This is a genomic window from Niabella sp. (assembly GCF_030150205.1).
Classification (GTDB): domain Bacteria; phylum Bacteroidota; class Bacteroidia; order Chitinophagales; family Chitinophagaceae; genus Niabella.
On the sequence record NZ_JASLGT010000001.1, the window covers coordinates 104,706 to 127,945 of the forward strand.

Genomic DNA, 23,240 nt, shown 5'->3' on the forward strand with positions numbered 1-23,240 from the left:
TAGTATTTTTTAAAATCGCAGTTAAGTGTTAGCTTTGATTGGTAGAAAAAGTCGCATGTTTACGTGTATCAATGACCACAAGCCCGAAACCAGGATCAGGATTTATGCCCGGTCCAATATTCTAAAAAAGCACGGACGCACTTTCAATAATGACGGCGTTTCCGTTACCAGAAATTATGTGCAATTTCCTGTTGTTGTGCCCAGGAATTCAAAGATGGTTCAAAAGCCGGTAACGTCCCCTCTTAGGCCGCCGGTGGCAAAAAAGGTTTGTATAAAAGTTTCTCCAACCAGAGCCGTTCCGTCCCTGATCAGCCTCCATTATTCAGAAAACTAGTTTAGCAGCAATGACTACAGACCGTATTTACAGTTATGTGATCATAGAAGACAATCCGGTAATGCAAAAAGGATTGGCTTATATTTTAAGACGCTTCGAGAACCTGGTCTTAAAAGGACAATATTATAATATTGAAAGTGCCCGGGAACCTTTAACTAAAATTCAGCCGGACCTGATTTTACTGGATATTATTTTAACTGGCCTGAACGGGGATAAAGGATGTGCCCAGCTGAAAAAAGACCTGTTTAAAACGCCTAAAATCATCGCTTATACGAATGCTTCTTTTAACAAAAAAGAGCTGATCAAACTGGGTTTCGATGGTTATGTACATAAGAACGAACCGGTTGATACGCTTATATCGGTGATCCGCGACGTGCTTGAAGGCTCATACAATTTCCAGGCGTCTAAAGAAACGGAGGCTACCAAAGAGCATTATGCGTATAATGAATCGAAGGCACCGCGGGAATTCCAGATCATGGCAATGGCCGTTATGGGGAAAACCAATAAAGAAATCGGGGACCAGCTGCATATCAGTATTGAAACGGTTAAAAAAAGTCGCCAGAATTTTAAAACCAAAGCAAACCTCCGCGATAAAAGTATGTATGGGATCCGCGAATACCTGGAGAAAGAACATGGATACCGTTTCGGCGAAAATGGTTTTGTTAAATCGGATAAAAATGATTAGACCAGCGTCTTGCAGTGGTCCGGCGAAGCCTGTTTCCGCCCGTTACCTGGGTACATTGCTTTTAAAATACAAGGATAGCTTCAATCATTCTGCAGGCGATCACCTTCCAACACCGCTTCAATAGCCGTTGCCTTTAACAGGCATTCTTCCCATTCCAGTTCCGGATTGCTGTAAATGGTGATGCCGGACCCTACTTTATAGGAAAGATAATGCGATTGAGCATTGTACATTACACTACGGATCACCACATTGAAATCAAAATCACCGCCGGGCTGTATATACCCCAATGCACCGGAGAAAATACCCCGGGCATTTTTTTCATAACGGTCGATGAGTTGCATTACCCGCACTTTGGGCGCACCGGTCATGGATCCCATAGGAAAAGTGGCCTTTAAGATATCGGTCATTGTAACCGGTTCGTCCAGGAGCCCCGAAACCGTTGAGATCATCTGGTGCACCTGTGCAAAAGAGTAAATTCCAAACAGCTCATCTACCTGCACCGATCCTTCGCTACAGATCCGCGACAGATCATTCCGTACCAGGTCTACCACCATTACATTCTCTGCCCGGTCCTTATTGCTCGCGGCCAGTTGTTGTTGTTCTGCATACAAACTTGCGGCATCTGTTCCGCTTCGCGAAAGGGTTCCTTTTATGGGCTGACTGATCAACCGGCGGCCCGTTCTTTTTAAAAACCGTTCGGGGCTGGCGCAGATCAGCCATTGGTCATTGAGCCGGTAAAGTGCAGCAAAGGGATTCGGCGAGCGGGTGGTCAGCTGCCGGTACACATCAAACGGATCCATGCTTGCCGCTTCCGAAAAAAATTCTACACAATAGTTAATTTCATAGCAATCGCCCCGGTGGATATGGGCCTGTAATTGCCGGATGGTTTCCAGATACGCTTCTTTAGTAACCCGGCAGCGAACAGGTTGCTGCAGCTGCAGGGCCTCCGGACGAACCTCCGGTTCCCGGAGTATTGCTGTATAAAGTTCCCGGGGATTTTCTCCTTCAATATAAAGCCGGCCTTCTTTTGCATAGAAGACCCATTCCGGCTCAAAGAAAAAGCCCATTGGGAATCCCGTCGTATCGATCTGTCCGGAATTGCTCATTCCCGCACCGGTCTGCAGCTCATAGTTCCAATGCCCCATCAGCCAGCTATCTTTTTCTGCCGAAAAATCTTCAAAAGTATAAAGGCCCTCCTTGCCTTCAAGCACCACCTTACGCCGGATACCGGCGCCTGCTAAAAATTCAAATTGCCCCTCCGGAAAATTACAGGAGTCCAGAAAACAAAAGGTGTTAAACCGTCTTAACCAGTTTAACACCTTTGTCTTTATCAAGACTGCGTCATTTAACGGAAAACCTTGGCTTACTGTTGGTTCACTATCCAATGTCTCTTATTAAAAACGGTCCTTTTTGATTTCTATCTAAAATCATCGTCGTCATCAAAATCATCATCGTTGTTACCGAACAGGTCATCAAATTCCTCATCCGGTTTAAACTCATCTTCGTCTTCGTCGTATGATTTCTTTCCTTTGCCAGTGCCGGCACCGCCTGATTTTGATTTCGATTTCGGGATGTCAAATTCTTCAAAATCTTTATCCCAGTCTTCGTCTTCTTCTACTTTATCCCACTCGTCATCATCTTCATCAAAGTCTTCCTCATCATCGTCTTCACTCTGTGAAGCCTTTCCTTTTTTCCCTTTCGCAGGCGCTTCGTCTTCATTATCATAAAGATCGTCCTCTTCGTCCTGTTCCTCCTCTTTTTTCTTCGATTTGGAGGATGCTTTTTCCACAGGTGCGTTTCCTGTATTTGTCTTCTTGTCTGTTTCTGCTGACTTATTTGATTTTGCCATAACCTAATAAAATCTGGTAAATGAAAGTGTAAATTTTAATCGAAGTTTTTAATTCTCCAAATTTTTTAAACTGATTTTTTTTGAATTAAATTTTGATCAGTTGCTCCCGTTCGGGCCCGTTGGAAATGTATTTTACAGGTACCCCCAGATAGGTGTCTATAAAGCGGATATAGCGCTGCATTTTTTCCGGCAGCGTTTCATAAGAAGCTGCCTGGGAAATATCCGTATGCCAGCCGTCAAATGCTTCAAATACGGGCTGATAAGGCGCCAGATCCAACCGCAGGGGTACTTCCTGGATCTCTTTTCCTTCCAGGGAATACGCACTGCAAACCTCCAGTTTTTCAAAATGATCCAGCACATCGGCCTTGGTCATTACCAGTTGGGTAACGCCGTTGATCATACAGGCAAAATTCAGGGCCACCAGGTCGATCCAGCCGCAGCGCCGCGGACGACCGGTAACGGCTCCGTATTCCTTGCCTATATCCCGCAGGCGCTGGCCATCTTCATTATCCAGTTCTGAAGGGAAGGGGCCGCTTCCCACGCGCGTACAGTACGCTTTGGTAATACCGATCACTTCTTTAATATGTTGCGGGGCCACGCCCAGTCCGCTACATACACCGGCAGAAATGGTATTGGAAGAGGTTACAAACGGGAAGGTGCCAAAATCCACATCCAGCATGCTACCCTGGGCGCCTTCTGCCAGTACTTTTTTACCCTCTTTCAGCAGTTTGTTGATAAAGTATTCTCCGTTAACAATATTCAGTGTTTTCAGGAACTCGATGGCGTTAAAGAAATCGGCTTCATCCTGGCTGATATCTTCATCAAACCCGTAAGAGTTCAGGATCACATAATGTTTTTCCTTTAACGCTTCGTACATGTTCTTAAAGTCAGGGTTCAGGATATCTCCTACCCGCAGCGCATTCCGGCCGGTTTTGTCCATATAAGCAGGACTGATCCCTTTTAACGTAGATCCGATTTTGCTATTGCCCTTCGCCAGCTCCGATGCTTTATCCAGCGCCCGGTGGGTAGGAATGATGAGGTTGGTCCGTTCAGCTACATAAAGATTTTTCTTCAGGTCTCCCTCGAACTTGGTCAGCTGTTCGCACTCTTTTTCCAAAGAGATGGGGTCCAGCACTACCCCGTTTCCGATGAGGTTGATCTTTCCTTCGTTGAAAATTCCCGAAGGGATCTGGCGCAGCACCAGTTTTTCTCCGTTCCGGTAAAGGGTATGCCCTGCGTTGGGGCCTCCCTGAAAACGTGCTACCACGTCATAGTCTTTTGCAAAAAAGTCTACAATCTTGCCTTTGCCTTCGTCGCCCCATTGCAGACCCAGAATAACATCTATCATTATGAACTTTTTATAAACTGATCTTTAATAAAGCTACAAAAATAGAGGTTTGGAAGCGAAACCCTTGCAGGGAGTAAAAAATATTGAATGTAAAAAAATTAAATGCAAAAGATGGTTGCTGTTCCTGCTCAGAATTTGAAAATTTGAAAATTTAGAGATGTGGAAATGAGCTCCCTCGAAAGTCCATTAAGCATAAAAACGTCCCGAAGCTTCGGGGAAACTGGAACTTTAAACGTTAAATCTCAAACCAGGAACTTCCTCACTTCGCCGGTAAATCCTCCGTATCATACCGCTCCACCGACTCGATCCCGTTGAGATCTTTCAGCCGGTTTACCAGCTCATCCAGTTCCTCCTTATCATGCACGTATACTTTGATATTCCCTTCAAATAATCCTTCCGAGGCTTCGATGGTCAGTGCCGCAATATTTATTTTCAATTCGGCAGAGATCAGGCCCGTGATCTTACTCACCACGCCCACATCATCCATTCCAATGATACGTACACCCGTTAGGAACGAGATCTCTTTATTCTTAGCCCACTTGGTTTTTACGATACGGTGGCCGTAATTAGCCAGCAGTTTGGGCGCATTGGGACAATTGGTGCGGTGGATGGCCAGCCCCTTCCCGGTTGTAATGAAACCAAATACATCATCGCCCGGTATCGGCTTGCAGCAATTGGCCAGGTGGTACATGATCTTATCACTGCTTTCCCCAAAAATGATCAGCTCCGTATCCTGTTTATTACTGCTCTGCGCCGGTGTATGACTTTCAATTTTATGTTCCTGTACGATCTTAACCGGCCGCGGGTATTCGATCCGGTCGCCGATAACTTTAAATTCCTTCAGCTCCCTGAGATCGATGTTTTTGATCGCTACCTGGTAAAACAGTTCCAGGTTCGAATGCAACTTATAAAATTGTACCAGTTCGTCCAGGTTGGCCTGCTGCATAGAAACGCCCATACCTTCCAGCTTACGCTGAATGGTATAACGCCCTTCATCGGCTACTTTTTTCTTTTCCTCCTTCAGCGCCTCTTTTACCTTGGCCTTGGCCTTGGCGGTGATCACAAACGAAAGCCAGTCTTCCGAAGGCGTTTGCTTGTTGCTGGTAATAATCTCTACCTGGTCACCACTGCGCAGTTTATAGCTGATGGGCACCAGTTTGTGGTTTACTTTTGCCCCGATGGTTTTAGCACCAATTGCCGTGTGGATGGCAAACGCAAAATCCAGTGCGGTACTGCCCACCGGCAACATTTTAATATCGCCCTTGGGAGTATAGATATAGATCTCTTCCGTGAGGAAGCTCATTTTAAAATCCTGCAGGAAATCCACGCTGTCTGCGTCCTGGTTATACAATACCTCCCTGATCTGCTGAAACCATTTATCAAAACGGTTTTCATTGGCACTGCCCTCTTTGTATTTCCAGTGCGCGGCCAGCCCTTTTTCGGCAATTTCGTTCATTCGCTTTGTCCGGATCTGCACTTCCACCCATTTCCCCCGGGGGCCCATTACGGTGGTATGCAATGCTTCATACCCGTTGGATTTGGGATTGCTCACCCAGTCGCGCAGGCGCTCTATAGACGGTGTATATTCATCTGTGATCAGGGAATACACTTTCCAGCAGTCTTCTTTTTCGCGCTCGGGCGGTGAATTGAGGATGATGCGAATGGCAAAGAGATCGTATACCTCTTCAAAGGTTACGCCCTTCTTTTTCATCTTATTCCAGATCGAATGGATGTTTTTCGGACGACCATAGATCTCGAAGTTGAAGGCATTCTTTTCCAGCTTCTCCTTGATGGGCTTGATGAATTCATTGATATAGCGGGTGCGGTCGCGTTTTGTTTCCGCCAGCTTTTTTGCAATTTCTTTATAGGTATCCGGCTCCAGGTATTTCATGGCCAGGTCTTCCAGTTCGGTTTTGATGCTGTACAGTCCCATACGGTGCGCCAGCGGTGCGAAGATGTAAACCGTTTCAGAAGCAATTTTCAACTGTTTTTCCCGCTTCATACTGTCCAGCGTTCGCATATTGTTCAGGCGGTCGGCCAGTTTAATCAGGATTACCCGCGGATCGTCGGTAAGGGTGAGCAGGATCTTTTTAAAATTCTCTGCCTGCTGGGATGCGGAAGAATCGATTACATTGGAGATCTTTGTAAGTCCGTCCACGATCCTTGAAATTTCCGATCCAAATTCCCGTTCAATATCCTGCAGGGTTATATCCGTATCTTCTACGGTATCATGCAGGAGCGCACATACGGTAGAACGTACGCCCAGGCCAATTTCCTCAATGCATATTTTGGCTACGGCAATCGGATGCAGGATATAGGGTTCCCCGCTTTTCCGCCGCATGCTGCTATGCGCATCTGCCGCCATTTCAAAAGCCCTGCGGAGAATGTCTTTGTCGCCCGGCTTGATCTTATCTTTCAGCGCGCGCAACAGCGACCGGTATTCCCTTAAAATCAGCTTTTTTTCCTGCTCCTCGTTAAGACTATATTTGGGTTTTTGCTCTACAGTTTTCATGCAATAATGGACACACTCCTCTTCCTTTTATTTCTTTGATAACGATTCAATCCTCCGGTTAAAATTACAGAAATTCTGCTGCGCAGCATCATATCGGCATAAACAACAGAAATCAGGGTGTACCATATGCACAGGACCTGGCCTATTTAAACAGCCCTTAACGACACACCCGGATTATATTATTTTTTTATTCGATTTATCAGTAACTTACATTGTATTCGCTAACCGCTGAATGAGATAACAATGAAACACCCTGCGTACCCTTATGAAATAAGCTCCGGCACCCGGTATTCTTTTATGAGTACGGGAAGAAGCTGCATAGAAAAAGTTGTTGAATTTTCGCCTACTGCCATGCCCGATATCTATAACCTGGGCTTTGGTGATCTATGTCCGGACGGAACGATGGACGACGCTGTAAATTCCAACAATGGAGACATTATAAAAGTTTTGGCCACAGTTATCCGCATTATAAGAGCATTTACGCAGCTAAGGCCTCATATTAAAATAATGTTTGCAGGAAGCACTCCTGAACGGCAGCGGCTTTATCAGCGAATCTTAAAAATGTACCACGCTGAATTCGTCAAAGAATTTATAATCACTGGCCTTATTGAAGATGAGAACCTTTATAAAGAGCTGTTTTTCAATCCACAAAAGGATATTTTTTATTTAGCCTTTTTTATTAAAAGAATTTATTAAATTTGTTATATGTGCATCTTGAAAAATACAAAGAAACGCAACGGGAAAAAACTGGTATTAGGAGGTGTTCCCATTTACGCCGTTCAATTTGATCCTGTTATTGAGGGTACACTATTTAGCGATAAATTAAAGAAAGCAAATGTGCTTTTGGAGAAAACTGTTTTCCTGAAACAACCTTAATACTTTAAACGCTGTATTTCCTGCGCTGCTGTATCCATTACCATGAGCGCTCAGGCCTGCCCTGACGCGATCGCAGCTCCTTTCATTTTTAAATACCGGAATCAAAATCAGCGCAACCGCACCATTCTCCCTTTCCCGTATTTTTTCCGCCAACAGTGATTTTTTATTGTAGAATACACTACATTTGCACCCCGAAACAGCGTTCTTATCCGGATGTGGTGGAATTGGTAGACACGTCAGACTTAGGATCTGATGCCGCAAGGTGTGGGGGTTCGAGTCCCTTCATCCGGACTTAACAGGTTTGAGGTTTAATGTTTAAAGTTAAAGTGATAACCTTAAACATTGAACCTTTAAGCATTAAATAATACAAATGGCGACAATTACACAAGAAAAAATTGGCCCTCTTCATGAAAAGCTCAGCGTAAAGCTGGAAAAAACGGATTACCTGCCCGGGTTTGAAAAGTCTTTAAAGGAGTATAGCAAGAAAGCCAATATTCCCGGCTTCCGCCCCGGAAAAGTTCCCGCTGGTTTAATAAAAAAAATGTACGGTCCTTCTCTTTTTATGGATGAAGTACTGCGCTCTATTGATAAAGAAATCCTGAACTACCTGGATACCAACAAGGTAAATATTTTTGCCCAGCCACTTCCTTTGGAAAACGATATGGCAAAGCTGGATGCAAACAATCCTGTGGATTATGATTTTCATTTTGAGATCGGTTTAAAACCCGACTTTAAAATGCTGGATCTGGCCAAACTGGATATTACCGGTTATAATATCGACATTACCGATGAAATGGTTAATGAAGAAGTAGAACGCCTGCAAAACCGGTATGGCAACATGACCGATAAAGATACCGTTGAAGCAGATGATAACGTAGTAAACGTAACGTTTACCGAAACCAGTGCAGATGGTAGTGAAGTAGCAGACGGTATTAAAAAAGACAACTCCCTCCTGGTAAAATATTTTGCACCGGCTGTAAGAACAGCACTGAATGGCAAAAAAGCCGGAGACAGCATCAATATCACCCTGGGTGAAGCGTTTGAAGAAAAGGAACTGGAGTTTATTGCACAGGACCTGGGCCTGAACAAAGATGAAACAGCCACCAAAGAAAAAACCTTCAAACTGGAGATCACTAAAGTTGGCCTGCTGGAAAAAAAGGAACTGAACGAAGAGTTCTTCAACCAGCTCTATCCTGCCGGTGATGTAAAGACCGAAGAGGAGTTCAAAGCAAAAGTAAAAGACGAGATCTATAACTACTGGGCATCTCAAAGCCGGAACCAGATCCACGATCAGCTGTTCCACAAACTGGTAGATGATACCAAAATAGAATTTCCCGAAACCTTCCTGAAAAACTGGCTGATCACACAGAACAACCAGCCGCAGGAAGGGGAAAATCCACAGCCCGCAAAAACGCCGGAGCAGATCGAAGCAGAAATGCCTGCTTTCCTGAACCAGCTGAAATGGACGCTCATCACCGAAAAGATCGTTGCAGATAATGCCATCCAGGTAGGTCCGGATGAGATCCGTGATTTTGCCAAACAGCAGCTGTTCCAGTACATGGGCGGAGCAATGGGCATGACAGACGATCAGCCTTGGGTGAACGACTATGTAGAGCGTATGATGAAGGACCGGAAATATGTAGAGGATGCGTATAACCGCCTGCAGTCCCAGAAGGTGTTTGAATGGGCAGAAACCAAGGTAAAGCCCAAGGCAACATCCATCAAAGCAGAAGATTTTGCTAAAATGGTAAGTGAGCACCAGCATCACCACCATTAATCGGAATAGTAACCGACTTTTAAAAGACCGTCCCCAAAAGGCGGTCTTTTTGTTTGTTAGGCCACCGCGTGTTGGGGTATGTAATAATATCAGGCATTACGCAAATGATCTCTGGGAACACTTATGTTCCTTAAACCCATTTCTGCATATAAATCCAAATAAGTATGCCATCTTTGATAGTATCAAATGATACTATCAATTACATGAAACCTCCATACGAAATAACGACTCCAATATTAAAACAAATAGCATACATTTCTGAGAAGATTGGCGAAATAAATGCCAAACTATTAATCAGAGCAAACCCAACACTACGAAAACAAAATCAGATCAGGACGATTCAATCCTCATTAAGTATTGAGGGGAATACACTTTCGGAGGAACAAATAACAGCAATTCTGGAAAACAAACGCGTTGTTGGTCCGCAAAAAGACATTCTGGAGGTTTTAAATGCTTTAGAGGCTTACCGGGCGCTACATTTAACAGAGAAAAAGACTTTCTTAAAGCGCATAAAATATTGATGAATAATTTGATTGATCACCCTGGGAAATATCGAAATAAAAGCGTTGGCATCGTAAAAGGCTTAAAGGTTGAACACCTTGCCCCTCCAAACGAAAACGTTCCTTTTTTAATGAAGGAGTTATTCCGGTATTTAAAAGACATGTCGGAATTAACATTTATTAAAAGCTGTGTTTTTCACTATGAGATGGAATTTATTCACCCCTTTATGGACGGCAATGGAAGGATGGGTCGATTTTGGCAAACATTAATCCTGATGAACGAATATCCGGTTTTTGAATTCTTGCCATTTGAAACATTAATTGCAAAAAATCAAATTGAATATTACAAGGCGCTTCCTACAGCTGATAAAGAAGGAAAATCAACGGCATTTATTGAATACATGTTGGAAATGATTGACTGCTCCCTTTCTGAAGTACTTGAAAATTCAGAAAAAAAACTATCCGGAAGGGACAGGATAACCTTATTCCTGGAAAACCAGGAAACTGAATTCACAAGAAAAGACTATATCAACTACTTTAAAAACATTGCTTCAGCAACGGCAAGCCGCGATTTAAAAAATGCCGTTGAAAATCATTTACTGTCAAAGTTTGGCGACAAGAAAACGACCATTTATAAAAAGAAGTAATCATTACAACACAGCATCGTTAATCTTTTTAGTGGGGTTCATTATATACGTCAGCACACTTTCATCTGCCAGCAGTTCCACCACACGGAATCCCTGGTAGGACGTGCCCCAGTTACCGCCTACATGCGCATCAAAGACAAAGGGAATATCCAGCTTTTTTTTGATGCCGTCCTCATCATGATCATGCCCGTTAAAAACAGCCCTTACATTTTTATAGCGTTTCAGCAATGCCAGGAACTCCGGGCAATCGATACCATGCGTTGTTAATTTGGCAGGATTGATATGCACGATCACGAAAAGATTTTTTGCCTTTTTGTGCTGCTCCAGTTTTTGTTCCATCCATTTCAGGTCCGGACAAATATATTCGCCCTTTTCATTAGAGGTAGTACTCGCCAGGAACACCGTGCCATTTACCACAAAATCATAGTTCACCGGCCGGTTCCAGATCCGCTGCCAGTGCTCCGGAGTTACCATATCATGGTTCCCGGGTGTTACATAGTATTTCATCTTTAACTGCTCAATCAGCGCCTTGGCCGCCGGGTAGTGCACCGGGTCATTATGCACAATATCACCATTGAGCATGCAGAAATCAAAAGGTGTTTTTGCGTGTTCCTCGTTGATCCGCCCTATCACATTTTTTAAAAACCGGTCATAATCCGTATCCGGCTGGCCATAATGAAGATCAGATGCGATGGCAAAACGCACCATCTTTTTCTTTTTCAGCAGTGCTTCCGTCTGCGCTTCTGCCCGTACAATATTTCCGTTTGCCAGCAGTAAGAAAGCCGGCGCCGCTATTTTCAAAAATTCTTTGCGCTTCATTTTTCTGGATTTTGCTAAAGTTATCTCAATTTAAAGATATAACTGCCCGCCAATCCATCAAGAAATTATTAACAAAGAGCCCGTTTCAAGAGGGGCAACCTGCATATCTGACGAATTTGCCGGGGCAAAATCAGTCAAGTTGGCATTTAAAACCACTATTTTGCAAATGGAGAAATATTTGATTACTTTTAAAAGCTGTTTGCAGCTTAGCCGGCAAAGGCGCCGGGTAAGGACAGCAGCAGCCATTCAATTTTAACCTGTAACTTAAGATTATTATGACGTATAACTCAGAATTTGAAAAATATGCGGTAAAGCACCGGGGTATTTCAAGCAATACCCTGAACAGTTATGGCAACCACCTGGTAACGGCCTTAACGCCCAATATTATTGAAGAGCGCCCGATGAATGTGGCCGTAATGGACGTATACAGCCGTTTAATGATGGACCGCATCATCTTCCTGGGCTACCCGATCAACGACGAGGTGGCCAATATCGTAACGGCGCAATTACTGTTCCTGGACAGTACCGACCGTGTACGGGATATTAATATGTACATTAACAGTCCCGGCGGCAGTGTTTATGCAGGATTGGGGGTTTATGATACCATGCAGTATGTAACACCGGATGTAGCTACCATCTGTATCGGTATGGCCGCTTCAATGGGTTGTGTATTACTGGGTGCCGGTACCCATGGTAAAAGAGCCGCGCTGAAGCATGCACGCATTATGATGCATCAGCCCAGCGGGGGTATTGGCGGGCAAGCCAGTGATATTGAGATCACGGTAAACGAGATCCGTAAATTAAAAAGAGAGCTGTATGAAATTGTAAATCATCATACCGACAAACCCATCGATCAGATCGAAAAAGATTTTGAGCGGGATAAATGGATGACCGCTGCAGAAGCTAAAGAGTACGGCTTTGTAGATGAAGTATTGCTGGTAAACAAAAAGAAAAAATAATCCGTTAACCGGTTGAAACGTTTACAGGGGCTGATAGCAAACAGCTTGTTAACTGACCAACGGATCAACTATCAACAAAAAAATTACATCATGATATCCAATTTAAAAGAAGATAAATGGTTAAATCCGCTTCGCTTTGATGGTGAAGGAGAAGAAGAAGAGCCCAAAGAGGCTACCGACAAACGGGATGACCTGATGATGCTGAACAAACGCCTGGAACAGCTGTTCTTTGAAAAAAGAGCCGTGTATCTGTGGGGCGTTGTGGATGATAAAAGTGCCCGCGAAATCACCACCAAGCTGCTGTTGCTGGATGCGGATAAACCCGGGGAAGAGATCAAATTTTACATCAATAGTCCCGGCGGTGTGGTTACCAGCGGGATGGTGATTTATGATACCATGAAGATGATCAAAAGCCCGGTAAGCACCATTTGTATGGGTTTGGCGGCCTCGATGGGCAGTATCCTGTTAAGTGGCGGTGAAAAAGGGAAACGGTATATCTATCCGCATGGAGAGGTAATGATCCACCAGCCTTCACTGGGTGGCTTTATCCGCGGCGTAAGCTCCGATCTGGAAATACAAGCCAAACAAACTCAACGGGTTAAGATGATCGGCGCCCAGATCCTGGCAGAAAACTGCGGCAAAACCGTTGACGAAATCCTGCATGACTTTGACCGCGATTACTGGATGGATGCGCAGGAAGCGATTGCCTATGGCATTGCAGACAAGGTTGTAACCCAGTTATAAGCGCATCCCGAAAAGTAATAATTATATCATAAAAAATGGAAAATCGCTGTATTCGCAGCGATTTTTTTAACTTTGCACATTAATTCTTTAATTACTGGACTATGCCGGATAACGTGTTGAAATGTTCATTTTGCGGAAGAAACCGGGACGAGGTAGAAATACTGATCGCCGGGCAGGATGGGCATATTTGTGAAAACTGTGTGGAACATGCACAGGAAATTATTAACCAGGAGCTTCATTTCAGGGAAGATACCAAAACCGTCAGCGGCTTCAATCAATCGATCCGGAAGCCCGTGGAGATCAAAACCTTCCTGGACGACTATGTAATTGGCCAGAACGATGCCAAAAAAGTACTGGCAGTAGCCGTTTACAATCATTATAAACGATTGAAACAAAAGAACCGCGATCTTGATAATCATAATGATGTGGAGATCGAAAAAAGCAATATCATCATGGTGGGTGAAACCGGAACCGGTAAAACCCTCCTGGCCCGGAGCATTGCTAAAATGCTGAATGTACCCTTTGCCATTGTAGATGCCACGGTGTTTACAGAAGCCGGTTATGTGGGCGAAGATGTGGAAAGCATCTTAACCCGTTTGCTGCAGGTATGCAACTATGATGTAGAAGCAGCAGAACGCGGTATCGTTTATATTGATGAGCTGGATAAAGTGGCCCGTAAAAGCGATAACCCCAGTATAACCCGCGATGTAAGCGGAGAGGGTGTGCAACAGGGGCTGCTGAAACTGCTGGAAGGCACGGATGTACTGGTGCCCCCGCAGGGCGGCCGTAAACATCCGGATCAGAAGCTGATAAAAGTAAATACCCAGAATATCCTCTTTATATGCGGCGGAGCCTTTGATGGTGTAGACAAGATCATCGCACGCCGGGTACAAACCAATACCATCGGTTTTAATGTAGATAAAGATGAGCAGGAAGACATGAAGAAGAACCTCCTGCGCTTTGTAAACGCCCAGGATCTGAAAACCTTTGGATTGATTCCGGAGCTGCTGGGTCGGTTGCCGGTAGTAACGCACCTGGATCCGCTGGATGCCAGCACCCTGCGGGCGATTCTTACCGAGCCGAAGAACGCGCTGATGAAACAGTATAAAAAGCTGTTTGAACTGGAGGGCATCGAGCTGGAGATAGAGCCGGCGGTACTGGATTTTATGGTAGATAAAGCTGTTGAGTACAAACTGGGCGCCCGTGGGCTGCGCAGCATCTGTGAAAGCATTTTAACCGATGCCATGTATGAACTGCCTTCTACTTCAGAAACCCGTTTTACCCTTACCAGGGATTACGCACGGCGTAAATTTGAAAAGAGCAAAATGGGGCTGGTAAAGGCTGCCTAAGATTTTTTACTTTTATCCGAGACACTATTTTTTAAACATCAAACGCTTTATATGCAGGAATTAATTGACAAACTAAAAGCAGAAGCACAGCTGAGCGATGAGCAGGCACAAAAGGCCATTGAAGCTGTAAAGAATTATATTATTGAGAAGTTCCCTATGTTTGAGGGTGCAGTGGCCAACCTCTTCGGACAAGGCTGATTCCCCGGCATATCTTATATAATTAAAACAGGCTCCGGCCTGTTTTTTTATTTCGGAGCTGGCGGTGAGCTATAACACCTCCCATATGAAGCAGCAGGCCCAGCAAACCAGTCCCTACCCGCCATAAAACCGGTAATTTTCTTTGGTAAGAATATCAATCGGCATAAACACCTGTTGTTCTACGGCTTCTCCTTTAATCAGTTTATTGTAAAGGGCCATCACACCTCTGTATGCCTGCTCCCTTGGCTTTTGAGAAATGATGAAGTCGATGCCGCCGTTTTCGAGACAGGCAATATTTTTATCGATCAGATCAAAACCAATCAGCCGGATGTTTTTAATGCCGGCTTCTTCCAGGAACCGCGCCACATAAAACACCCTCGAGTTTGTTACAAAGATCAGGTCTACCCGCTGCACTTTTAAAACCGCCGTCAGCTCTTTCTTTATCGAGCTGTAATCTGTTCGCTGGATATCGGACTTTAAAATCTTTCCTTTTTTTCGCCCTTTGAAATATGCCCGGAATCCCTTTTCCTTTTCCAGCAAATGATAATAACTGTCAGGGCTCTTTGAAATGTTTACAATCAGGCAGGTGCTGCTTTCCTTAGAAATAAAATCCGCCAGCTGGCCGCCCAAAAATCCGCTCCGGTATAAATCCGGACCAATATAGCTCAGGCTATCCTGACCCGGCACATCGGAATTAATGTATACAAAGGGAATCTTCCGTTCCGTAAGCTGCACTGAAAATGTTTCCGCATCGCCCTCAAAATGAGGTGCCATCAATACACCGTCTGCCTTGCTTTTCAGCACCCGCTTGGCCTGGTATACAAAACTCTGTTTGTCATTGAGGTCAAAAAAATATTTTTCAAGCGAAACACCAAACTGACCGATCTCTGCCTCTGCCTGGCTAACCCCATCCAGGGGCGCCTGCCAATATGATGTTTCTTTTGAAACCGCCGGTATTAAAATAGCCAGCTTTACCACTTTCCGCGATGCCAGCGTGCGGGCCAGGATATTGGGTTGGTAATTATATTTTTTAACGACCGCCTTAATCTTTTTTTCGGTAGCCAATGCCACTCCGGGCCGGTTATGCAATACCCGGTCTACTGTAGCAATAGATACATTCGTCATCCTTGCAATATCCTTAACACCTATGCGTGCGCCTGCCTTCATTTGATTTGGTTTTACTATCAAATATAACGTTAATTTACAGGACATGCGTGCCCGGAAACCAGTATTTACACCGGGGTATTCCCGGTTATTTTATGGATCAAAAACCTGTTTAAAAGCACCGGAACATGCCGGTCCGGTACGCATCAGCCGGCGGCGCAAAACCACGGCTGGTCAGCATTTGGGTACATCCGGTTTATATACCCCTTGCCCCGCCCTATGCGGACTGCATAAAATTTGCAGTTCTTTTTTCTTTTATATACCTTCCGGTAACGAAACATGATCCCCATGCGCGGTGCAGTGAGCTTTTTTGTAAAACTCCGGGCCGGATAACGGTTCCGGCGAGTCGCAGGCTTTACCGATCCGTGCATCATCAAAACAAATATTCCTGCACCAATGGCTATACAAGACCCCCGGTTCGAAATTTATATCGCCCAGGCACAACCCTTTGCCCAGCCGGTTCTGGAGCATATCCGAACACTGGTACACCGGGCCTGTCCGGAAGTTGTGGAAACCATGAAATGGTCCTTCCCCCATTTTGACTACCACGGTAAAATTTTATGCAGCATGGCCGCCTTTAAGCAGCATGCCGTGCTCAACTTCTGGCTAAGTAATGACATCAAGGTATTAAAGCCCTACTTGGTACTGGAGGGCGAGGCAAAGTCTATGGGACAACTTGGCAAACTTACTTCTTTAAAAGACCTGCCGCCGGATAAGGTATTATTGCAGGCATTAAAAGAAACCATGAAGTTGATTGATGCGGGTGTGTCCCTCAAAAAAGCGCCCGCGAAGAAAGCAGTAGCATTACCGGTACCGGAGGTGTTAAAAAAAGCCCTGGCAAAAAACAAAACAGCGAAGGCCGTTTTCGAAAAGTTTCCGCCATCCCATCGGAAAGAATATATTCAATGGATCACAGAAGCCAAAACCGATGCCACCCGTGAAAAGCGTGTAGCCACTGCACTCGAATGGCTCGCCGAAGGCAAGGGCCGTAACTGGAGGTATGAGCGGAAGCATTAAGAGCGCAGTACCCGGTTTAAAGGTTAAGTAGTGTTCCGGATGGGTATTTTCTTCGTTTACTGTAAATTCCAAATAACAAACCCTAAATAACAAATCTCAAATATCAAACCTCAAACGTCAAATTTCAAATCAGGAACGAAAGACCCAAAGCAGCAACCATGTTTCAGGATGCTACACGGATCCCCCAAAACTGAAAACTGATGACTGAAAACTGATGACTGAAGACTGATAACTAAAGATCTACCTCAGCGATCTTCAATCCGCACCCTCCGCAGTTCAAGTACATTCAACGCATTGGGCTGGTATCCTTTAATATTGGGCTGCAGCAGCTGGATCACTTTATCATACCAAAGCGGTACCACGGGCGCATCATTGATGGCGATCTGATCGGCCTTGCGGTATAGCACATACCGTAGCGAGTCATTGGTTTCTTTAATGGCCGCTTCAAAAGCTGCGTCAAATGCCGGGTTTTTATACCGGGTATAATTGGGGGGTGCCGGGTTTTTCGAATAAAATACCGACAGGTAATTCTCCGCATCCGGATAATCGGCGATCCAGCCACCTCTGAAGAAAGCGGCCCGGGAATTGGCGGTCATCTCAAACAGCAGGGATTTTTGCACGACTTCCACCTGTATCTTCATGCCGATCTCCTCCAGTTGCTTGGCTATAAAATTGGCGAAATCAGCATAAATGGAAATCGTAAGCAGCCGGATCACGGGTAGCCCCTGTCCGTTTGGAAAGCCGGCCTCTTTTAGCAGGGCCATTGCTTTTATGGGGTCATAATGATATCCCCGTACGATTGAATCGTTAAAAGAAGGCAGTCCTTTGGGCACGAAACCCGATTCGGCAGGCGTTCCCAGTGAATTGCGCAGATAGAGGATCATTTTCCTGCGATCAAATCCATAATTGATCGCCTGCCGTACCTTCTTTAATCGGAGCGGCGAACGGATCACCAGCGGGTTCAGCGAATCTACAAGAATACCCAGGTATTCGATATTCAGATAAGGCTGGGTTTGAAGTACCAGCTTCCCCTCCCACTCTTTTTTAAGGGTGCCTCTTTTTGTAAGCACTTCATCTTTAAAACTGGGATCCAGCTCATTTACAAAATCAAGATTTCCCTGGCGCAGCAGCAGGAATTCGGTAGCCCGGCTGTCTTTAAAACTTACCTTAACGCCATCAATATAAGGCAGCCTGTTTCCCGCACTGTCTGTTTCAAAATAACGGGGATTCTTTTTAAATACAAGGCCCTGGCCTTCTTCCCAGGCTACAAACTGGAAAGGGCCGGTTCCTACCGGATGACTTCTGAAATCCACTCCAAACTTTTCCACGGCTTCCCGCGCCACCACGGAACAATACTGCATGGAAAGAATGCCCAGTATGGGCTGGTAAGGCCGCATCAGCTTTAGCTGGAATACGGTATCATTGAGCGCTGTAAAGGGTTGCAGGCTATCAATCTTCCCGTTAAAGATCCATCCTCCGGGACTTGCTACCCTGGGATCAATAATCCGGTTCAGGCTAAAAACCACATCCGCCGCCACCATTTTTCTTCCCCGGGCATTTGGGAAAACCGGGTCGTCATGAAAAAACACATCATTCCTTAAATAAAAGGTATACGTCAGCTTATCATCAGAAATTTCCCAGTATTTTGCCAGCGAAGGCCGGATATTTAAACTATCATTGATCTCTACCAGGGTATTGAATAACTGGTGGGCCGGCCACATGGTAGACTGGTTTTTGGCGAAAGCGGGATCCAGCGAAGCGATGCCGGCATATTCATTATACCGGAATACCTTCCTTTTATCACTGACCTTATCTTTGCAGCCTGCTGAAAAAATATACAGCAGCAGCAATAGCAATACCCTGCAGGATCTCAGGTTTTGTATGGTACGGCTTCCCCTTTTCACACGAAGCGGCGTTTGTAAAAAAAAAGCAACGCTGCGCACAAAAACAGGAGGCGTCCAATATAGTCGGTTCGTTTTCATCATGAACGTTTAAATTTACAATTCAAACCATTCCGGTAATGATTTTTTTGAAAAATATTCTTAAAACGCTTTGTCTGGTATTGTTGGCTACAGGAAGCCTGCAGGCACAGCTGCTGAACCATGAAACTGTTTTTACCCGTCAGGACAGCCTCCGGGGCGGGAATGGTGCGGGAAGGAACTGGTGGAATGTACTCCAATACGATATCCAGTTGCATGTAAACATTGAGGCAAGGGCCGTTAACGGGTACAATGATATCACTTATGCCGTTATTAAAGATTCGAAAGCGCCCCTGCAACTGGATTTGCAGGAGCCGATGCAGATCGAAAAAATAGAAGACAGGGATACCAAAAAAGCCATCTCTTTTGAGCGGGAAGGAGATGTGTTCTGGCTTCATATACCGCGCGATGCCGCCAACCGGAAAATCCGTACCATCCGCGTTTATTTCCGGGGAAATCCAATTGTGGCCAAAACTCCGCCATGGGATGGCGGCTGGATCTTTACAAAAGACGCCCAGGGCCGGCCCTGGGTCAGCACCGCCACACAGGGCATTGGAGCCAGCACCTGGCTGCCCTGTAAAGACCAGCAGGCAGACGAACCCGACCGGGGCATTACGATTACCATTCATGTACCGGATAGTCTGGTTGCAGTAAGCAATGGCCGGTTAACTTCAAAAACACCCAACCAGGATGGCACCACGGCCTGGAAATGGACGGTAACCCAACCCATCAACACCTACCTGATTACACCCTATATTGGACATTATGTAAATTTCAACGACACCCTGCAGGGAGAAAAAGGGAAACTGGACATCGGTTACTGGGTGCTGGACTATAACCTGGAAAAAGCAAAAGAACATTTTAAGATCGTAAAGCCCATGCTCCGTTGTTTTGAGCACTGGATGGGACCCTACCCTTTTTATGAAGACAGTTACAAACTGGTAGATGCCCCCCACCTGGGTATGGAGCACCAAAGCGGTGTGGCCTATGGTAATAAATATATGAACGGATACCTGGGCAAAGACCGGTCCGGTACCGGCTGGGGCAACGACTGGGATTTTATTATTGTACATGAAAGCGGACACGAATGGTTTGCTAATAATATCACCACAAAGGATATTGCCGATATGTGGGTGCATGAAGCGTTTACTACCTATACCGAAACCCTTTTTGTACAATGCCGGCATGGTCTGAAAGCAGCAAATGAATATGTTATCGGACAACGGAAGATCATCCGGAACAACGAGCCTATCATTGGCCCCTATGGAGTAAACAAAGAAGGCAGCAGCGATATGTATGATAAAGGCGCCAGTATGATCCATACCATCCGCCAGATCATCAACAACGATCAAACATTCCGCGAATTGCTGCGGAGCCTTAACCGCGACTTTTATCATCAAACCGTAACAGGCCAACAAATAGAGCACTACATCATCCGCAGAACAGGTAAACCCCTGCAAAAAATATTTGATCAGTACCTCCGCACCACCAGGGTGCCGGTACTCACATATACGATCAGTGGCAGTAAGGTCCGATACAAGTGGACCAACTGTGTGCCCGGTTTCGATATGCCGGTACAGTTGGCCGGCGGACAATGGCTGAAGCCCAAAGAACAGTACCAGGAAGCACCGTTAAACATCCTGACAGATGGGGTGCTTTTAGTAAATCCCAATTTCTATATCCAGGTAGCACAGGCTTCTTAATTTTTTTCAATGAGCGCACAAATCAGGAAGCATAGTATTATTTCCTCCATAGTCATCTATATTGGATTTGCTATAGGAGCCTTAAATACCTATTTATTTGGCAAAGAAGGATATTTTACGGAAGAGCAATATGGATTAACCCAGTTGTTCGTAACCACTTCCCAGCTGATCGTAGCCTTTGCATCGTTGGGTATGCCCTCCTACATTTATAAATTTTATCATTACTACAATGACAACCTGGAGCCCCGGAAAAATGACATGATCGCCTGGGCGCTGTTAACCGGGCTCGTTTGCTTTGGCCTTGTTTTTTCATTGGGGATCGTTTTTGAAAACCTTTTTGCAAGGAAATTCAGCAACGGATCGGCCCTGGCCGTTTATTACTATTACTGGATGTACCCGATGTCCTTTGGCTTAACCATATTCGGGATCCTGGAAGCATACGGGTGGAGTATAAAGAAATCCATTCTTACCAACTTTTTAAAAGAAGTACAGTGGCGTATACTGGTTACCATCCTGATCATTTTGTTTATCCTTAAAATCATTCCGGACTTCGACTGGTTTATCAAACTTTATTCTTTTGCATACCCCGTTATTGCGTTAACGCTGTTGCTGTACCTGGTGTTTACAAAAAAAATACACCTTACCTTCCGGGTAAGTAAGGTAACCCGCCGCTTTTTCGGCCAGATCATCCGCTTTATATCCTTCGTTTACTCCGGACTGCTGGTATTTACCATTTCCCAACAGTTCGATTCGCTGGTACTGGCCTCGGTAACCGAAACCGGCTTAAAGAACCTGGGAATATTTACACTGGCCCAGTTCTTAACCAGCCTGATACAGGCGCCGCAACGCAGTATTATATCGGCTTCCATACCGTATATATCGAAAGCCTGGAAAGATAAAAAGATAAACCAGATCCAGAATATCTACCAACGCTCTTCCATCAATCAGTTGATATTTGCCAGCCTGCTCTTTACGTTGATCGCCCTTAATTACACCGATGCAGTGATCACTTTTAAGCTACGGCAAAGCTTCCTGCTGGGCTTTGTTCCGTTTATCCTGTTGGGCTTAACAAGGGTTGTAGATATGGGTACCGGTGTAAATGCGCAGATCATTGGCACATCTACCTTCTGGAAATTTGATTTTATCAGTGGCATTATCCTGTTATTGTTTATGCTGCCCCTTACCTATATTTTCACAAAGCAATACGGGCTCATCGGCCCTCCTATTGCAAACCTTATCTCCATTACCATTTACAATATTATACGGATCATATTCCTGTGGAAAAAGTTCCGGCTCTTTCCGTTTACCAGGCAATCACTGTATACGGTTATCCTCAGTGCCGCTGTATACCTGGCTGCCTGGCTGCTTTTCCGTAACCTGCACGGTTTTCCCGGTTTGTTTGCCCGCAGCATTTTTATCCTGGTATTGTTTACCGGTTGTGTTTATATGCTGAATCTTACACCCGATCTGAAACCGGTGCTGGGATCGCTGGTGAAGCGGCTGAAAAAGAACAAGGATTGAATGTGACAATGTGCTAATTTGAAAATGGCGTGCGCGTTTAACATATACTGGGTTTTCGTATATGAGTATGTTTGCCAGACATCAGACAGACCTCAGTTTTCAGTCTTCAGTTTTCAGTGTCTTGTCCTGAAGAAACGTATCTGACCTGGAACTTTAAACGTTTAACTTGAAACGGCTTTCAGCGTTTAGCTTTCAGCCCCCCTAAGCGTGAATCGTTTTGTATGTCTTCTCCCGATTCCCCGTGTCTATATGTCCTCCCAAAAAGAAGGGATAGCAGTCAAAAGGCAATGGTCAATCGTGAATAAATCATCCGGCATAAAACCGGTCTAACCTGAAACCTAAACGCATTGTATATCCTTCAAAAAACAAAAAAGCGCTCCTTTTCAGAAGCGCTTTCCCTGCTAATAAAAAAATCATTAATTACTTACCCCGGAAGATCCGTTGCTATTGCGAACCAGGTATTCTTCAGATGTAGCTTCTATACGGCCTGCGCCGATAAAACGTGAAAGATAGTACGTTTCGTAAAGATCGCTGATGGTAACCCCCTTGCTGGTGGAAGCATGCACAAACTTATTGTTGCCCAGGTACATTCCTACATGAGAAACACCACCGGTGGTATTAAAGAACACCAGGTCTCCCTCCCTTAGTTCTGTGCTCGAAATTTTATGCGCCCTGCCATATTGTTCCCGTGCAGTCCGGGGAAGCTCAACCCCGTAAGCGCCGCGGTACATTTCGCGGGTAAAGGCGCTGCAGTCAATCCCGTATTTGGAGGTTCCTCCGTATTGATAACGGGTACCATACCAGTCATCCATTGTTTCCAGCAGATCATTATTGCTGATAGAGTTGGGCAACACATTCAAAATCGCTGCATACTTTTTCTGCAGATCGGTAGCCGGGGCTGTACGGGGTACCAGGATCGCTGCACGCACCGCTTTTACATCCCTTACCTCGCTGGAGGCAATGTTCTGCTCAACGCGTTGCATCCGTGTATCGGATTTTGAATTTCTGGGAGAAATATTCGAAATGGTTACCTGCGCCATATACGTATTAGCGGCAGGACCGGGCTTGTGAGTGGGTTGCAGCTCAGATTTCGGATTGCTTTTATTTGAAGAGGCAAAAAATTTAGAGGCGGTTGAGCAGCTAGTCATCAGCACCATCAAGCTAAATCCCGTCAATATATGTCTCAAAATAAAATGTTTAAATAATTTATCAATTGTCAGCATCTAAACAAAACCATGCTGTAATGCCAATTTTCAATT

General features: G+C 45.0%; 21 protein-coding genes and 1 tRNA gene. 14 read left to right on the forward strand and 8 right to left on the reverse strand.

The features are described from left to right. Nucleotides 1-344 precede the first annotated feature (344 nt). Nucleotides 345-1,019 (forward strand): response regulator transcription factor, encoded by a 675-nt coding sequence (locus tag Q1V85_RS00415; RefSeq protein ID WP_300596289.1) that lies wholly within the window; start codon nucleotides 345-347, stop codon nucleotides 1,017-1,019. An 80-nt stretch (nucleotides 1,020-1,099) separates the two neighbouring features. On the opposite strand, the gene Q1V85_RS00420 is transcribed toward Q1V85_RS00415, so the two are convergent. From Q1V85_RS00420 to Q1V85_RS00435, 4 genes are all read right to left on the reverse strand, one after another. Next, nucleotides 1,100-2,353 carry an anthranilate synthase component I family protein gene (locus Q1V85_RS00420; RefSeq protein ID WP_300596291.1) on the reverse strand — a complete coding sequence of 418 codons (1,254 nt, stop codon included), beginning with the start codon at nucleotides 2,351-2,353 and terminating at the stop codon, nucleotides 1,100-1,102. 83 nt (nucleotides 2,354-2,436) lie between these two features. Continuing rightward, the gene (locus Q1V85_RS00425; protein WP_300596293.1) at nucleotides 2,437-2,868 is read right to left on the reverse strand and encodes a hypothetical protein; all 432 of its coding nucleotides are present in this window, start codon (nucleotides 2,866-2,868) and stop codon (nucleotides 2,437-2,439) included. A gap of 85 nt (nucleotides 2,869-2,953) precedes the next feature. Next, nucleotides 2,954-4,216, reverse strand: a complete 1,263-nt coding sequence (locus Q1V85_RS00430; RefSeq protein ID WP_300596295.1) for an adenylosuccinate synthase — start codon at nucleotides 4,214-4,216, stop codon at nucleotides 2,954-2,956. Between the two features lie 259 nt (nucleotides 4,217-4,475). Beyond that, on the reverse strand, nucleotides 4,476-6,728 hold the full coding sequence (locus tag Q1V85_RS00435) for a RelA/SpoT family protein (RefSeq protein ID WP_300596297.1): 2,253 nt from the start codon (nucleotides 6,726-6,728) through the stop codon (nucleotides 4,476-4,478). Nucleotides 6,729-7,025: 297 nt separating this feature from the next. Between Q1V85_RS00435 and Q1V85_RS00440 the strand changes: the two genes are divergently transcribed. The 6 genes from Q1V85_RS00440 to Q1V85_RS00465 all read left to right on the forward strand — a co-directional run bounded on the left by Q1V85_RS00440 (nucleotide 7,026) and on the right by Q1V85_RS00465 (nucleotide 10,528). Continuing rightward, on the forward strand, nucleotides 7,026-7,424 hold the full coding sequence (locus tag Q1V85_RS00440; RefSeq protein ID WP_300596299.1) for a hypothetical protein: 399 nt from the start codon (nucleotides 7,026-7,028) through the stop codon (nucleotides 7,422-7,424). A gap of 9 nt (nucleotides 7,425-7,433) precedes the next feature. Continuing rightward, on the forward strand, nucleotides 7,434-7,604 hold the full coding sequence (locus Q1V85_RS00445) for a hypothetical protein (RefSeq protein ID WP_300596301.1): 171 nt from the start codon (nucleotides 7,434-7,436) through the stop codon (nucleotides 7,602-7,604). A gap of 209 nt (nucleotides 7,605-7,813) precedes the next feature. Then, a tRNA-Leu gene (locus Q1V85_RS00450) sits at nucleotides 7,814-7,895 on the forward strand. A 79-nt stretch (nucleotides 7,896-7,974) separates the two neighbouring features. After that, nucleotides 7,975-9,381, forward strand: coding sequence for a trigger factor (tig, locus tag Q1V85_RS00455; RefSeq protein WP_300596303.1), 1,407 nt, complete (start codon nucleotides 7,975-7,977; stop codon nucleotides 9,379-9,381). Nucleotides 9,382-9,545: 164 nt separating this feature from the next. Further along, nucleotides 9,546-9,902, forward strand: a complete 357-nt coding sequence (locus tag Q1V85_RS00460) for a hypothetical protein (RefSeq protein ID WP_300596305.1) — start codon at nucleotides 9,546-9,548, stop codon at nucleotides 9,900-9,902. Beyond that, a complete protein-coding gene (locus Q1V85_RS00465) occupies nucleotides 9,902-10,528 on the forward strand; it encodes a Fic family protein (protein WP_300596307.1) in 627 nt (208 codons plus the stop codon). The genes Q1V85_RS00460 and Q1V85_RS00465 overlap by 1 nt, the downstream gene beginning before the upstream one ends. Nucleotides 10,529-10,531: 3 nt before the next feature. Here Q1V85_RS00465 and Q1V85_RS00470 read toward each other — a convergent pair whose 3' ends face one another. Continuing rightward, a complete protein-coding gene (locus Q1V85_RS00470) occupies nucleotides 10,532-11,347 on the reverse strand; it encodes a metallophosphoesterase (RefSeq protein ID WP_300596309.1) in 816 nt (271 codons plus the stop codon). A 275-nt stretch (nucleotides 11,348-11,622) separates the two neighbouring features. Between Q1V85_RS00470 and Q1V85_RS00475 the strand changes: the two genes are divergently transcribed. From Q1V85_RS00475 to Q1V85_RS00490, 4 genes are all read left to right on the forward strand, one after another. Beyond that, on the forward strand, nucleotides 11,623-12,306 hold the full coding sequence (locus Q1V85_RS00475) for an ATP-dependent Clp protease proteolytic subunit (protein ID WP_300596311.1): 684 nt from the start codon (nucleotides 11,623-11,625) through the stop codon (nucleotides 12,304-12,306). 90 nt (nucleotides 12,307-12,396) lie between these two features. Next, complete coding sequence (locus tag Q1V85_RS00480; protein WP_300596313.1) at nucleotides 12,397-13,050, forward strand: ClpP family protease; 654 nt, start codon at nucleotides 12,397-12,399, stop codon at nucleotides 13,048-13,050. A gap of 101 nt (nucleotides 13,051-13,151) precedes the next feature. Next, nucleotides 13,152-14,399, forward strand: a complete 1,248-nt coding sequence (clpX, locus tag Q1V85_RS00485; protein ID WP_300596315.1) for an ATP-dependent Clp protease ATP-binding subunit ClpX — start codon at nucleotides 13,152-13,154, stop codon at nucleotides 14,397-14,399. A 51-nt stretch (nucleotides 14,400-14,450) separates the two neighbouring features. Further along, nucleotides 14,451-14,597, forward strand: coding sequence for a hypothetical protein (locus tag Q1V85_RS00490; protein WP_300596317.1), 147 nt, complete (start codon nucleotides 14,451-14,453; stop codon nucleotides 14,595-14,597). A gap of 114 nt (nucleotides 14,598-14,711) precedes the next feature. Here Q1V85_RS00490 and Q1V85_RS00495 read toward each other — a convergent pair whose 3' ends face one another. Next, nucleotides 14,712-15,764: a LacI family DNA-binding transcriptional regulator gene (locus tag Q1V85_RS00495; RefSeq protein WP_300596319.1), complete on the reverse strand. Its 1,053-nt coding sequence runs from the start codon at nucleotides 15,762-15,764 to the stop codon at nucleotides 14,712-14,714. A gap of 393 nt (nucleotides 15,765-16,157) precedes the next feature. Here Q1V85_RS00495 and Q1V85_RS00500 point away from each other — a divergent pair, with 393 nt between their 5' ends. After that, entirely contained in the window at nucleotides 16,158-16,778 is a 621-nt protein-coding gene (locus Q1V85_RS00500) for a YdeI/OmpD-associated family protein (protein WP_300596321.1), read from the forward strand. A 245-nt stretch (nucleotides 16,779-17,023) separates the two neighbouring features. On the opposite strand, the gene Q1V85_RS00505 is transcribed toward Q1V85_RS00500, so the two are convergent. After that, nucleotides 17,024-18,763 (reverse strand): ABC transporter substrate-binding protein, encoded by a 1,740-nt coding sequence (locus Q1V85_RS00505; RefSeq protein WP_300596323.1) that lies wholly within the window; start codon nucleotides 18,761-18,763, stop codon nucleotides 17,024-17,026. Nucleotides 18,764-18,798: 35 nt separating this feature from the next. On the opposite strand from Q1V85_RS00505, the gene Q1V85_RS00510 reads away from it, so the two are divergent. Continuing rightward, nucleotides 18,799-20,460: a M1 family metallopeptidase gene (locus Q1V85_RS00510; protein WP_300596325.1), complete on the forward strand. Its 1,662-nt coding sequence runs from the start codon at nucleotides 18,799-18,801 to the stop codon at nucleotides 20,458-20,460. 9 nt (nucleotides 20,461-20,469) lie between these two features. Further along, a complete protein-coding gene (locus Q1V85_RS00515) occupies nucleotides 20,470-21,981 on the forward strand; it encodes a polysaccharide biosynthesis C-terminal domain-containing protein (protein ID WP_300596327.1) in 1,512 nt (503 codons plus the stop codon). A gap of 416 nt (nucleotides 21,982-22,397) precedes the next feature. On the opposite strand, the gene Q1V85_RS00520 is transcribed toward Q1V85_RS00515, so the two are convergent. Continuing rightward, nucleotides 22,398-22,964, reverse strand: a complete 567-nt coding sequence (locus tag Q1V85_RS00520) for a C40 family peptidase (RefSeq protein ID WP_300596329.1) — start codon at nucleotides 22,962-22,964, stop codon at nucleotides 22,398-22,400. Nucleotides 22,965-23,240: the final 276 nt, after the last annotated feature.